This is a genomic window from Streptomyces sp. NPDC048057 (assembly GCF_040653095.1).
Taxonomy (GTDB): domain Bacteria; phylum Actinomycetota; class Actinomycetes; order Streptomycetales; family Streptomycetaceae; genus Streptomyces.
Genome location: NZ_JBEZNF010000008.1, coordinates 260,933 through 273,199, shown reverse-complemented (window position 1 = coordinate 273,199; position 12,267 = coordinate 260,933). Strand labels below are relative to the sequence as shown.

Genomic DNA, 12,267 nt, shown 5'->3' with positions numbered 1-12,267 from the left:
TTACATTCCGAACCCGGAAGCTAAGCCTCACAGCGCCGATGGTACTGCAGGGGGGACCCTGTGGGAGAGTAGGACGCCGCCGAACAATATTTGAGGAGAGGGCCCCACACTTCGGTGTGGGGCCCTTTTCGCATTTCCGGAGACTTTTTCGGACCGCAGTCCGAAGACGGCCCGGCCAGGGACGAGCCACGGGTCAGGCCGGGCGGACCATTTTTGTGTCGTACGCCAGGATGACGGCCTGGACCCGGTCACGGGCTCCCGTCTTTGCCAGGATCCTCGAAACGTGGGTCTTCACGGTGGATTCGGCGAGGTGGAGGCGGGTGGCGATCTCGGTGTTCGTCCAACCCTGGCCGATGACCGTCAGGATTTCCTTCTCCCGCTCCGTGAGGGTGGCGATGCGCTGGTCGGGCGCGGGGGTCTCCCCCGGATCCGTCGTCGGGAGGTGGTGGGCGAAGGTGTCCAGCAGCCGGCGGGTCAGGCTCGGAGCGACCACGGCGTCGCCCGTGGCGACCGCGCGGATGCCGGCCAGCAGCTCCTCGGGGAAGGCGTCCTTGACGAGGAAGCCGGACGCGCCCGCGCGCAGGCCGTCGTAGGCGTACTCGTCCAGGTCGAACGTGGTCAGGATGAGGACGCGGGTGCGGTCGCCGGCCGCGACGATGCGGCGGGTGGCCTCGATGCCGTCCAGTCCGGGCATGCGGATGTCCATCAGCACGACGTCGGGGTGGAGTTGGGAGACGAGGCGGACCGCCTCGGCGCCGTTCGCCGCCTCGCCGACGACCGTCATGTCGTCCTGGCTCTCCACGAGCATGCGGAAGCCGAAGCGCTGCATGGGCTGGTCGTCGGTGATGAGCACGGTCGTCACGGGGTGGTGTCCTCGGGTATGGGGAGGTGGAGGTGGACGCGCCAGCCGCCCCGCGGGTCCGGGGCGGCTTCGAGGCTGCCGTCGTAGAGCGCGGTGCGTTCGCGCATGCCGGTGATGCCGCGACCGCCCGCCCGCGACGGCTCCTTCAGGGGCGGGCCGGTGTTCGTGACCGTGGCGGTCAGCGAACCGGGGGCGTGGGTGAGCCGGACGGTGGCGGTGGCGTCCGGGCCGGCGTGCTTGAGGGTGTTGGTCAGGGCTTCCTGGATGACGCGGTACACGGTGAGCTGCTGTCCGGGTGGCAGCGGCTGCGGGCGCCCGTGGGCGACCAGGCGGACCGGGAGGCCGGCGGCGCGTACTCCGTCGACGAGCTGGTTCAGGTCGCTGAGCGCGGGCTGGGGCGCACGGGGCGTGGACTGCGGCTCCCAGGGGCCGGCGCCCGCCGTGGCCGCGACGTCCTCACGGAGGACGCCCAGCAGCCGACGGAGTTCGGTCAGGGCGGTGCGGCTGGTGGTGGAGATCGCGTCCAGGGCTTCCACGGCGCGCTCGGGGGACTTGGCCGCCGCGTAGCGACCGCCGTCGGCGAGGCCGGTGATGACGGAGAGGTTGTGGCCGATGATGTCGTGCATCTCCCGGGCGATCCGGGTGCGTTCGGCTGCCGCGGCGAGCTGGGCCTGCTGGTCGCGTTCGACTTCGAGGCGCTGGGCCCGCTCCATGAGGGAGGCGGTGTACTCCTGGCGGGAGCGCACGGCGATGCCGAAGAGCGCGACGATCGTGAAGGCGTACAGCATGGGGACGACCTGCATGTCCCAACTGCCCACGGGGTACCGGAAGGTGCCGACCACGGGAGGCACGATGATCGCGCCCAGGACCATGACCAGGATCCTCAGCCGGAGCCGGAGGGCGATGCCGAAGACGAAGACCAGCTGGAGCAGGGCGGCTTGCAGATTGGCTCCGGTCCAGGCGCTCAGCAGCGCGAACGGGAGCACCAGCAGCAGGGCCGCGAGCGGCCGGCGGCGGCGCACGTAGAGCGGGAGGGCGAGGCCGAAGGACATCACCCACACCAGCCACAGGGGTGTGTCGTCGTTGTTGTGCGGGATGCGCTGCCAGCCGCCGCTGGTGACGTCGATCAGGGCCGCCAACAGCCAGAAGCCGGTGACGGCGCCGTCCCACATCCAAGGGCGGCGGGAGTCCGCGGCGCGGATCCGACGGGTGAGGACGGTGAGCCGGTGGGTGAGCGGATGGGCGTCCGCGGACTGTGCGCCCGCCTGCTGTGGCACGTTCTCCACCCGCTCCCCCTCTCCGTCGTTCACGCTCGGCCCCCGGGCTCCTGCTGCCGCCTGCTTGCGGCCCTTCATCCTCGTACGCAGGACGGTCACACGTCACGCCTCTTCAGCAGGAACCCCGCCAGGACCAGGGATCCCGCCGCCCACAGGACGAGGGAGAGCAGCGCCGTGCCGGGGGAGGCCGCGTCCGTGAGGGGCTGGGCGGTGTTGAGCGAGGCGAAGGCGCGGGCCGGGAAGTAGTCGACGACGTCGTCCAGGACGTCGAACGGCAGCATCATCAGGACCTCGGGAAGGATCAGCAGGAGGCCGATGAAGGCGCCTATGGCACCGGGGACGGAGCGCACGAGGGCCCCGAGGCCGAGGGCCAGCACGCCCAACAGGGTCAGCCCGGCGGCGCTGCCGAGGACGCCGCGCAGGATCCCGGTGTCCCCCAGGGCCGCCTCCTGGTCGGTGCCGGAGAAGAAGACCTGGGCGGCGAGGAAGGTGACGAAGGTGGTCGCGAGGGTGACGGCGAAGGTCGCGGCGCCGTAGACCGCCGCCTTGGACCACAGGACGGGGGTGCGGCGGGGGACCGCGGTCATGGAGGCGCGGACCATGCCGGTCGCGTACTCCCCGGCGGTGACGAGGACGCCGAGGACGGCGATGGCGACCTGGGCGAACTGGAAGCCGATGAGGCTGAGCGTGAGGACGTCCATGTCGGCGTCGCCGCCGCCGTCCTCGTAGGTGGCGCCCATCGTGATGCCGAGGCCCAGGGTGAGGGCGACGGCGACCAGCAGCGTGATCCAGGTGGACCGCAGGGTCCACAGCTTGTGCCACTCGGAGCGCAGCAGGCCCGTCGTGCTGAGGCGGTACGCGGTGCTCATGCGGCGGCTCCTTGCGGGGTGGGGGCGGACGCCTGGTACTCCACGGAGCTGTGGGTGAGGTCCATGAACGCCTGCTCCAGGGAGGCGGTCCGGGGCGTCAGCTCGAACAGGGGGAGGGCGTGGGCGGCGGCGGTGCGGCCGATCTCCCGGCTGTCGACGCCCTGGACCTCCAGGGCGCCGGGGACGTCGGAGGTGATCTGGATGCCGGGGCCGGCGAGCAGCTCCGCGAGCCGGCCGGCCTCGGGGGTGACGACGCGGACGGAGGTGGCGCCGGCGGAGCGGATGAACGCGTCGACCGTGGTGTCCGCCAGCAGTCGGCCGCGGCCGATGATGACGAGGTGGTCCGCGGTCAGCGCCATCTCGCTCATCAGATGGGAGGAGACGAGGACCGTGCGCCCCTCGTCGGCGAGGGACTTGAGCAGGGTGCGGATCCACAGCACGCCCTCCGGATCGAGGCCGTTCACCGGCTCGTCGAGGATGACGGCGGCGGGGTCGCCGAGGAGGGCGGCGGCGATGCCCAGGCGCTGGCCCATGCCGAGGCTGAAGCCCTTGACGCGGCGGTGTGCGACCTCGGTCAGGCCGGTGAGGTCCAGGACGTGGGCGACGCGGCTGCGGGGGATGCGGTGGGTGTGGGCGATGGCCGTCAGATGCTGGTGGGCGCTGCGGCCGGGATGGACCGAGCGGGCCTCCAGGAGGGCACCGACCTCGTGCAGCGGGGCGCCGTGCGCGGCGTACGACCGGCCGCCGACGGTGGAGTGGCCGCGGGTGGGGGCGTCCAGGCCGAGGATCATGCGCATGGTGGTCGACTTGCCGGCGCCGTTCGGCCCGAGGAAGCCGGTGACGGAGCCGGGCTGGACGGTGAAGCTCAGGTCGTCGACGACGGTCTTGCCGCCGCGGCGCCCGCCCTTGCCGCCTTTGCCCTCGGCTGCGTCCCCGCTCTTTCCGGCGCCGCGTGTGCGACCTGGACCGTACCTCTTCGTGAGTCCGTGTGCTTCGATCATGCAATCGATGGTGATGCCGCGGCTCCGACGGATCGTCCGCCCACGGATGACACCTGATCCCCCGCACGTACAACCCGGGTACTACGTGCCGTAATCGCTTTGCCTCAGCGTTCGGGCATCGGACAGTATCCGTGGATGGAGCATGTGATTCGGGCCGTGCGGGCCGACGAGTGGGCGAAGGTCAAGGACATCAGGCTGGCGTCCCTCCGGGACCCCGTGGCGCACCTGGCCTTCCTGGAGACGTACGACACGGCGGCGGCGCGGCCGGACTCGTTCTGGCAGGAGCGGGCGGCGCGGGCGGCCGAGGGGGTCGCGGTGCGGCAGTTCGTCGCGGAGGCGCCCGCCGGCCGGTGGGACGGCACGGTGACCGTGCTGGTGGAACGGCCGGGTGAGGACTCGGTGTTCGGCGAGCCGACGACGATGGACCAGACGCACGTCGTGGCGGTGTTCGTCCGTCCCGAGGCCCGCGGTGCCGGCCTCGCGGACGAGTTGTTCCGTATGGCCCTGGAGTGGTCGTGGGAGCTGGCGGGGCCGCCCGTCCGACGCGTACGGCTGTACGTCCACGAGAAGAACGAACGGGCCGACGCCTTCTACCGGAAGTTCGGCTTCTTGGCGACGGGCCGCCGGGTCGACGAGCCCGGGCAGCCGGGCGTACAGGACCTGGAGTACGAAGTGCGGCGTCCCGCGTCCCGATCCGCCTGATCCGGCCGCCATCGGTCGACTGCCCGCTCAGGGGCCGCTACTGGGGGAGCGGCTCCTGCCAGCGCGCGCGGGCCTGTTCCATCGAGCGGAGCAGGACGAACGTCGACAGGCCCTGGTCCGGGCCGGTGGTCAGCAACTGGGGCAGGCGGGGGAGCGGGGCGACGGCTGCCGCGTCGTCGAGGACGAGCGTCATTGGTGGGTCGAGCCGGCCGGCGGATGACCGTGCGGCCATGCGGCGGCCGTGCTCGACCACGTCTGACGCCAGTGCGGTGAGCAGCGGCATCGCTCCGGGGTGGGCCTTGGGATCCTCGATGGGTTCGCCCACCAGATACAGGGTTCCCCCTTCGTTGATAAATGATTCCAAGGCGAGCGCATCAGTTCGGTTCGGAGTGCACGCCTCGCGGATGTGGATCGAGGAGAGCGAGGACAGCGCGCGGGCGACCAACTGCTGGGCGATCTCCCGCCGTTCCGGGTACGCGGTCAGGGCTGCTTCGAGCAGCCCGGCGAGCCCGCTGGTGGCCTTGGCGTGGGTGCGGAGTATCCGTACGGACTCCTGCGCGTTGATGCCCTGGGCCCAGCGGTGCACCTGCTTGAAGGGCCGGCCGGCCACGGCGGCGGCGTGCAGCCAGCAGCGCAGCAGGGTCTCCGCGGTGTCGACCATCGCCGCGTCGATGCGGGCGTGCGGGCGCACGGGCGCGAGGAGGGCGACGGCCCGCTCCTGGGCGCGGGCCACGTCCTCGCAGCCGACCGTCGGGTTCCAGTGCAGACGGGCGGGGGTGTCGCAGAGGTGGCCCGGGTCGTACACCAGCACAGGGCCGTACTTCGCGCGGGCGTCCTTGGTGTCTGCCCAGACCGTGGGGTCGGAGGTGACGACGAGGGCGGGGCCGGCCGCGTCCTGGAGGGCCTGGAGGGCGGCGGGGCGGCGCGCGGTGGGGTCGCCGAAGAAGACGCGGGGGGTGCGGCGGGGGGCCGGCACGGACCCGACCGGAGACGGGGCGGGGGCGTCCGCGCCGTCCACGGGGGCGGTGGGTTCCTGGTCGGCCGTGCTCGGCGTCTCCTGGGGCGGGTACGCGACGGGTTCGTGGACGGGTGCGGAGGCAGGTCCGTGCGGGTCTCGGGAGGGCTGGACCGGGATGCCGCCGGGGGTGGCCCTGTGGTGCACCGGGGGCTCCTGAGGCACGGGTTGAGGTGCCTCGTACTCCGGGGGAACCTCCTGCCGCGCCCCCGTCGCCCGCTCCGCCTTCCGCGCCGCGCGCACCGTCTTCCAGCGCGCCAACGTCCCCACGACGAAGACCGTCAGCACGGCGAGGACCATCAGCAGCCCGATCGCCAGACCCCAGAACAGCCCGTACTCCGACAGGTGGTCGGCCGGGGTGTTCGGCCAGGCCGCGGGGAGGTCCTTCGGATCGCCCGCGAGCGAGCGCAGCGCCTGCGGCGTCCTGCCGAACGTGACGCCGTCGGGCCAGGAGCCCTGGGCGAACAGACCCGCGAGGCCCGTGGCCGCCCAGACCACGAACAACAGGCAGAGGCCGAGCCCGAAGACTCCGACGATCAGCCCGTCCGGGACGCCGCCGCCCGAACGGCGCGGACCGGGGCGCCCGCCGTTCGGCCCGTACCCCTGTCCGTAACCGTGGTCGTTCCGCACGTCAGGCGACCGTGGACTCGGAGGAGTCGTTGTAGCGCTGTCGCTCGATGAGCGCGGCCCGCTGCTCGGCCTCCCACTCCGCCGCCTCGATCTCCGCCGGGAGCGGATGGGACGATTCCGTCATGGCGCGGTCGGTGAAGACCAGGGGCCGTTCGGCCTCCGTGACCAGGTGTTTGACGACCTGTACGTTGCCGTTGACGTCCCAGACCGCGATGCCGGGGGTGAGCGTCGGAATGATCTCCACGGCCCACCGCGGCAGCCCGAGCACCCGCCCCGTCGCCCGTGCCTCGTCGGCCTTCTGGGCGTAGATCGTGCGCGTGGACGCCATCTTCAGGATCGCCGCGGCCTCCTTCGCCGCCGCCCCGTCCACGACGTCCGACAGGTGGTGGACGACCGCGACGAAGGAGAGGCCGAGCCGTCGGCCGAACTTCAGCAGCCGCTGGAAGAGTTGGGCCACGAACGGGCTGTTGATGATGTGCCACGCCTCCTCGACCAGGAAGATGCGCTTCTTCCGGTCGGGGCGGATCCAGGTGTGCTCCAGCCAGACGCCCACGATCGCCATCAGGATGGGCATGGCGATGGAGTTGCGGTCGATGTGCGAGAGGTCGAAGACGATCAGCGGGGCGTCCAGGTCGATGCCGACGGTCGTCGGCCCGTCGAACATCCCGCGCAGGTCACCGTCGACGAGCCGGTCCAGCACCAGGGCGACGTCGAGCCCCCAGGCCCGTACGTCGTCTATGTCGACGTTCATCGACTCGGCGGACTCCGCCTCCGGGTGGCGCAGTTGCTCGACGATGTCGGTGAGGACGGGCTGCCGGTCGGTGATGCACTCGTTGACGTACGCGTGGGCGACCTTCAGCGCGAAGCCGGAGCGCTCGTCGAGGCCGTGCCCCATGGCGACTTCGATGATCGTGCGGAGCAGCGCGAGCTGGCCCGTGGTGGTGATCGACGGGTCGAGGGGGTTGAGGCGGATGCCGCCGTCGAGCGCGGTCATCGGGTCGAGTCGGATGGGCGTGATGCCCAACTGCTCGGCGACCAGGTTCCACTCGCCGACGCCGTCCTCGCCCTGCGCGTCCAACACGACGACCTGGCGGTCGCGGAACCGGAGCTGGCGCAGGACGTACGTCTTCTCCAGCGCCGACTTGCCGTTGCCGGACTCGCCGAGCACCAGCCAGTGGGGGGCGGGGAGCTGTTGTCCGTACAGCTGGAACGGGTCGTAGATGTAGCCCTTTCCGCTGTAGACCTCACGGCCGATGATCACGCCGGAGTCGCCGAGGCCGGGGGCCGCGGTGGGCAGGTAGACGGCCTGCGCCTGGCCCGTGGAGGTGCGCACGGGCAGTCGGGTCGTCTCGACCTTGCCGAGGACGAAGGACGTGAACGCCTCGGTGACGGCGGACAGCGGATCTCGCACGGTGGCCCCTAACGGCGGATGCCGGTCGCGAACGGCAAGGTGTTCACAAAGGCCCGGTGGTGCTCCCGGTCGCACCATTCGAGCTTCAGATACGACTTGCCGGCCGAGGCCCGGATCGTCCGCTTGTCCCTGGCCAGGGCCTCGGGCGTACGGGACGACACAGTGATGTACCCGACGAGGTTGACGCCGGCCGCACCGCTGGCGAGATCTTCACCCCGCTGGTCGAGGCGGCCGTGGGCGGCGACGTCGCGCGGGTCGACGGTGCGGTTCATCTTGGCGGCGCGGCTGGCGTCGGCCTCGTCGTTGGTCTTCTCGGTGAGCATGCGCTCGATGGCGACCTCGGTGGGTTCGAGGTCCATGGTGACCGCGACGGTGCGGATCACGTCCGGGGTGTGGACGAGCAGCGGGGCGAGGAAGTTGACGCCGACGGGGGTCATCGGCCACTCCTTCACCCAGGCCGTGGCGTGGCACCAGGGCGCGCGGGTGGCGGACTCGCGGGTCTTGGCCTGGAGGTACGTGGGCTCCACGGCGTCGAGTTCCGCGGGCCAGGCGTTGCGCTTGGTCATCGCCTGGATGTGGTCGATGGGGTGGTCCGGGTCGTACATCGAGTGCACCAGGGACGCGAGCCGGCCCTGGCCCAGCGGCTGGCGGACCCGGATGTCGGCCTCGGCGAGGCGGGCGCAGATGTCGGTGAGTTCGCGGGCCATCACGATCGCGAGGCCGGCGTCCTTGTCGAGGCGGCGGACCTTGGTGGCCTGTCGGGTGGCGCGGGCCATGGCGTTGGCCTCGGCGGCGAGTTCGCGCGTGTAGTGCATGCAGGCGACGAGGTACGCGCGGTGCTGCTCGCTGGAGGTGGAGACCATGGACTGGAGCTGCTCGTAGGAGTCACGCAGCCAGCCGGGGGCGCGCTCGTCGCCGCGCTGGGCGACGTCCTTGGCGTGCGCGTCGGGGTCCGCCGGCAGGGTGCGGGCGAGCATCTGGATGCGGGTGACGAAGCCGTCGCCGTTGGCGACGTGCTTGAGGAGGGTGCCGAAGCGGTCGACGAGCGCTTCCTGGTCCTCACTGTCGCGCAGGCCGACGCCGGGGCCCTCGATCTCGATCGCGGCGGTGACGGTGCGCCGGTCGGCGTGGAGCAGTACGGCGATCTCGTCGGGGCCGAAGGGCGCGGCGAGCCAGCTGATCCGGCCGATGCCCGGCGGCGGGCCGATCTCCACCTCGCGCCCGTCGAGGCGGGTGCCGGCCTCGGCGGCGGAGGAGCGGTAGGCGGCGTTGGAGCGCACGGTGCGCTTGAAGCTGCGGTTGATCTCGAACCACCGGTAGAAGGTGCGCTGTTTGTACGGGAGGTAGACGGCGGCGAGCGCGAGCATCGGGAAGCCCGCGAGCAGCACAATCCGCGGTACGAGGTAGGGCACCAGCAGGCCGCTCATCATGCCGAAGAACGCGCCGGCGACGATCAGGGCGATCTCGCCCGTCTCGCGGTTCTTGCCGATGATCGCGTTCGGCCGGGCCCGGCCGATGAGGTACGTGCGGCGGGGCGCGATGGGATGGGACTGGGTGGTCAACGCCCTCCACCTCCTGTGCTCTTGCGGTTGCCGTGCGGGGTGCTGCTGCCAGCCACGCCGGAGGGGCTGCTACGGGGCGGGGGAGCGGCGGCCGGCGCCGCGCCGCCCGTGCCGCCGCCGGTGGGGCGGCTGCCGTGGGCGGCGACGCCGGTGCCGACGGGGTTGGCGGGGCGGGGCGTCGAGCTGCCGCCCTCGGCCTGGGCGCCGCCCGCGCCGCCGCGGGCGCTGTGGGTCTTGATGCCCTGGGAGACGAGGGCCGCGGGGGAGCTGATGACCGCGGCGGCGCGGCCTTCGACGGCTCCTTGGATGCGGTTGTTGCGGGAGGCCACGATCTCGTCGCCGAAGCCGGGCACGAAGCGGTAGATCATCGCGGAGGCGACGATCGCCAGGATGATGATGGCGAGTCCGGAGACGACGGCGGAGACGGAGTCGGGGCCGTCCTGGCCGGCGAGCGCGCCGGCGAGTCCGAGCACGATCAGGATGACCGGTTTGACCAGGATGATCGCGATCATGAGGCCGGCCCAGCGGCGGACGTGTCCCCACATGTTCTTGTCGACGAGGCCGGCGTAGACGACGACGCCGAGGAGCGCGCCGACGTACAGCAGCACGGCGCGGATGAACAGCTCCAGGTAGAGCACGCCGGCGGCGATGATCGTGACGAGGGAGACGACGATCAGCATGATCGGGCCGCCGCCGATGCCGGTGCCCTTCTCCAGCGCTTCGGAGAAGGTGCCGAAGAACTGGTCCGTCTGGTCCTTGGTGCCGCCGGCGACGACGTTGGAGATGCTGTCGGTGGCGGAGACCAGGGTGTAGAGGATCAGCGGGGTGAAGGCGGAGGCGAGGACCGTCAGCCAGAGGAAGCCGACGGCCTCGGAGATCGCGGTGAGCAGGGGGACGCCGCGGATGGCCCGCTTGGCGACCGCCAGCAGCCAGATGATCAGCGTCAGGACGGTGGAGGCGGCGAAGACGACCGCGTACTGGGAGAGGAACGTCGTGTTGGTGAAGTCGACCGTGGCGGTGGACTTCACGGCCTTGGCGAGGGTGTCGACGGTCCACGACGCGGCGTCGGCGCAGCCGCGGGCCAGCACGGTCAGCGGGGTGAGTTCGTCGACAGGGTTGTTGGTGGTGCTGGCGCCGCCTTCGCCGGAGCCGTTCTCGCACAGGTCCCTGGCCTGGCCCTGGATGAGGCCGCACTGGTCGTTGCCGCCGCTGGGGCGGGGGCTCGGGGAGTTGCTGGGGGGCGGCGTCGGCTCCGCGGCGGCGGACGGCGCGAGCACGACGGCCGCGACGACGGACGTGTGGAGGGCCGCGAGGCCGACCAGCGCGCGCGCGTGGGTGCGGCGGAGCAGTTGGGGGGTGCGGCTACCGGGCATGGGTGAAGCCTCCGTATCCCGCGACGGCACTGGCGATCTCCTCGGCCGTGGAGGCGCGGTTGTCGCCGTTGACCGGCGTCGGACCTTCCTTCTGGGAGGACGAGGTGATCTTCCAGTCGCCGTCGACCCACTTCAGGTTCTGGGTGAGGGTGAAGTAGGAGGAGGTGACCGGCTTGGTGGACTCCGGTCCCGCGAGTCCGATGAGTCCGGTGCACCACACCTCGACCGTGACCGTGTCGTCCTTCTGGTCGGTCACCTTGGTCCCGATGGGGATGGTGCGGGAGACGAAGGCGAGGCCGTCCGGGGCGGTGCCGTCCTGCGCGAGGCCGACGGCGCCGAGGAACTCGGTGGAGTACGCCTTCGCCAGGTTCGTCAGCAGTTCCTCGGCGACGGCCGGATCGTGCACGGTCCGCACGATGTCGCCGCGGCTCTTCGCCTGGAACATGCCGTCGGAGCCGAGGGCGACGGAGTAGTTGGCCGCCGCGCTCTGTGCGCCCTGGGCGTCCTTCGCGTACCCCGTGGGGATGCCCGTGCCCTCCGCCTTGCCCTTCACGGGCTTGACGCCCGTCGGTGCGGTGGGGGCCGCCTCCCGGCCCTTGGCGCTGCCGCCGTCGCCGTCCCCGCCGTCGTCCCCGCCCCGGTTGGCGAAGGCGATCGCGGCGATGAGCAGCACGACGACGCCGACGACGGTGATGAGGGAGCGGGAGGTGCGGACGGGGCGGCGGGCGGTGCCGTAGCCGTCGTCCCCCGTGCCGGGCAGGCGGGTGCGGGTCTGGCCCGTCCCGCCGTAGGAGTCGTCCGGGTCGCTCCCGCCGGTGCGGTACCCGTGATCGTCGCCGTGGTTCATGGCGCGGCCTCTCCCTCGTGTCCCTCGTGCTCGCCCGCGCGTCCGGGGACGCCGTCGTGCCCGGTGCGCGCTCCGTGCCCGAGGTGGGACGTCGTACGGCACGGTTCGGTGCCCGTGCCGCCGTCGTACGACGCCGGTGGTCGTACGACGGTGCGCGCGGGCGCGCTGTGGTGACTCGACGTCAAGCGCAACGGGGACGTCGGCTCGGACGTCGGCTGGGACATCGGCTGGGACATCGGGGGGACGCAACCTCTGAGGGTGGGCCGGGCTCGCTCGGGGAGGAGTGCGGATGGGGGAGTGCGGTCTGGGTCTACGGACTGATGGGGAGTGAGGTCACACGGCCATCCCGTAGACGATGGTGAACAGGGTCCCCAGGGAGCCGATGATGAAGACGCCGGCCAGTCCCGCGACGATCAGGCCCTTGCCCTGCTCCGCGCTGAACGTGTCCCGGAGCGCGGTCGCGCCGATGCGCTGCTTGGCCGCCCCCCAGATCGCGATGCCGAGGCAGATCAGGATGGCCACGGCCATCACCACCTCGATCATCACCCGTGCTTCGTTGCCCAGACTCCCGAACGGGCCCCAGTTCGGGGCGATACCGCCGATGATGGTGTTGATGTCGCCCTTTTCGGCTGCCAGGATCATGTGTAACTCACCGCCCCTGTCGGGTCTTTCGCCGCCCGTGCCCCTCGGCATGGGCCATCGCTCTATCTTCGCTGAT

12 protein-coding genes and 1 rRNA gene are annotated in these 12,267 nt (G+C 71.6%); 2 read left to right on the top strand and 11 right to left on the bottom strand.

The window, feature by feature from the left end; genetic code table 11:
* A 5S ribosomal RNA gene (gene rrf, locus AB0E05_RS12110) occupies positions 1-85 on the top strand; the annotation flags it as partial.
* 108 nt (positions 86-193) lie between these two features.
* On the opposite strand, the gene AB0E05_RS12105 is transcribed toward rrf, so the two are convergent.
* The 4 genes from AB0E05_RS12105 to AB0E05_RS12090 all read right to left on the bottom strand — a co-directional run bounded on the left by AB0E05_RS12105 (position 194) and on the right by AB0E05_RS12090 (position 4,009).
* Positions 194-862 carry a response regulator transcription factor gene (locus AB0E05_RS12105; protein WP_361962049.1) on the bottom strand — a complete coding sequence of 223 codons (669 nt, stop codon included), beginning with the start codon at positions 860-862 and terminating at the stop codon, positions 194-196.
* A complete protein-coding gene (locus AB0E05_RS12100) occupies positions 859-2,064 on the bottom strand; it encodes a histidine kinase (RefSeq protein WP_361962093.1) in 1,206 nt (401 codons plus the stop codon). The genes AB0E05_RS12105 and AB0E05_RS12100 overlap by 4 nt, the downstream gene beginning before the upstream one ends.
* 170 nt (positions 2,065-2,234) lie before the next feature.
* Positions 2,235-3,008: an ABC transporter permease gene (locus AB0E05_RS12095; RefSeq protein ID WP_361962047.1), complete on the bottom strand. Its 774-nt coding sequence runs from the start codon at positions 3,006-3,008 to the stop codon at positions 2,235-2,237.
* Entirely contained in the window at positions 3,005-4,009 is a 1,005-nt protein-coding gene (locus AB0E05_RS12090) for an ATP-binding cassette domain-containing protein (protein WP_361962045.1), read from the bottom strand. The genes AB0E05_RS12095 and AB0E05_RS12090 overlap by 4 nt, the downstream gene beginning before the upstream one ends.
* A 135-nt stretch (positions 4,010-4,144) precedes the next feature.
* Between AB0E05_RS12090 and AB0E05_RS12085 the strand changes: the two genes are divergently transcribed.
* Positions 4,145-4,711, top strand: coding sequence for a GNAT family N-acetyltransferase (locus AB0E05_RS12085; RefSeq protein WP_361962043.1), 567 nt, complete (start codon positions 4,145-4,147; stop codon positions 4,709-4,711).
* 37 nt (positions 4,712-4,748) lie between these two features.
* Here AB0E05_RS12085 and AB0E05_RS12080 read toward each other — a convergent pair whose 3' ends face one another.
* The 7 genes from AB0E05_RS12080 to AB0E05_RS12050 form a co-directional block, all read right to left on the bottom strand.
* Complete coding sequence (locus AB0E05_RS12080; protein ID WP_361962091.1) at positions 4,749-6,266, bottom strand: type VI secretion protein; 1,518 nt, start codon at positions 6,264-6,266, stop codon at positions 4,749-4,751.
* Between the two features lie 91 nt (positions 6,267-6,357).
* Entirely contained in the window at positions 6,358-7,767 is a 1,410-nt protein-coding gene (locus tag AB0E05_RS12075) for an ATP-binding protein (protein WP_361962040.1), read from the bottom strand.
* Between the two features lie 8 nt (positions 7,768-7,775).
* Positions 7,776-9,329: an SCO6880 family protein gene (locus AB0E05_RS12070; protein ID WP_361962038.1), complete on the bottom strand. Its 1,554-nt coding sequence runs from the start codon at positions 9,327-9,329 to the stop codon at positions 7,776-7,778.
* The gene (locus AB0E05_RS12065; RefSeq protein WP_361962036.1) at positions 9,326-10,702 is read right to left on the bottom strand and encodes a hypothetical protein; all 1,377 of its coding nucleotides are present in this window, start codon (positions 10,700-10,702) and stop codon (positions 9,326-9,328) included. The genes AB0E05_RS12070 and AB0E05_RS12065 overlap by 4 nt, the downstream gene beginning before the upstream one ends.
* Positions 10,692-11,549: a hypothetical protein gene (locus tag AB0E05_RS12060; RefSeq protein WP_361962034.1), complete on the bottom strand. Its 858-nt coding sequence runs from the start codon at positions 11,547-11,549 to the stop codon at positions 10,692-10,694. Before AB0E05_RS12060 ends, AB0E05_RS12065 begins: the two co-directional genes overlap by 11 nt.
* The gene (locus AB0E05_RS12055) at positions 11,546-11,785 is read right to left on the bottom strand and encodes a hypothetical protein (RefSeq protein WP_361962032.1); all 240 of its coding nucleotides are present in this window, start codon (positions 11,783-11,785) and stop codon (positions 11,546-11,548) included. The genes AB0E05_RS12060 and AB0E05_RS12055 overlap by 4 nt, the downstream gene beginning before the upstream one ends.
* 97 nt (positions 11,786-11,882) lie before the next feature.
* Positions 11,883-12,191, bottom strand: a complete 309-nt coding sequence (locus AB0E05_RS12050) for a hypothetical protein (protein ID WP_361962030.1) — start codon at positions 12,189-12,191, stop codon at positions 11,883-11,885.
* Positions 12,192-12,267 lie beyond the last annotated feature (76 nt).

Coding starts and splice junctions, on each gene's coding strand:
- AB0E05_RS12085 (WP_361962043.1), top strand. CDS start 4,145: ATGGAGCATGTGATTCGGGCCGTGCGGGCCGACGAGTGGGCGAAGGTC.
- AB0E05_RS12090 (WP_361962045.1), bottom strand. CDS start 4,009: ATGATCGAAGCACACGGACTCACGAAGAGGTACGGTCCAGGTCGCACA.
- AB0E05_RS12065 (WP_361962036.1), bottom strand. CDS start 10,702: ATGCCCGGTAGCCGCACCCCCCAACTGCTCCGCCGCACCCACGCGCGC.
- AB0E05_RS12055 (WP_361962032.1), bottom strand. CDS start 11,785: ATGTCCCAGCCGATGTCCCAGCCGACGTCCGAGCCGACGTCCCCGTTG.
- AB0E05_RS12050 (WP_361962030.1), bottom strand. CDS start 12,191: ATGATCCTGGCAGCCGAAAAGGGCGACATCAACACCATCATCGGCGGT.
- AB0E05_RS12095 (WP_361962047.1), bottom strand. CDS start 3,008: ATGAGCACCGCGTACCGCCTCAGCACGACGGGCCTGCTGCGCTCCGAG.
- AB0E05_RS12060 (WP_361962034.1), bottom strand. CDS start 11,549: ATGAACCACGGCGACGATCACGGGTACCGCACCGGCGGGAGCGACCCG.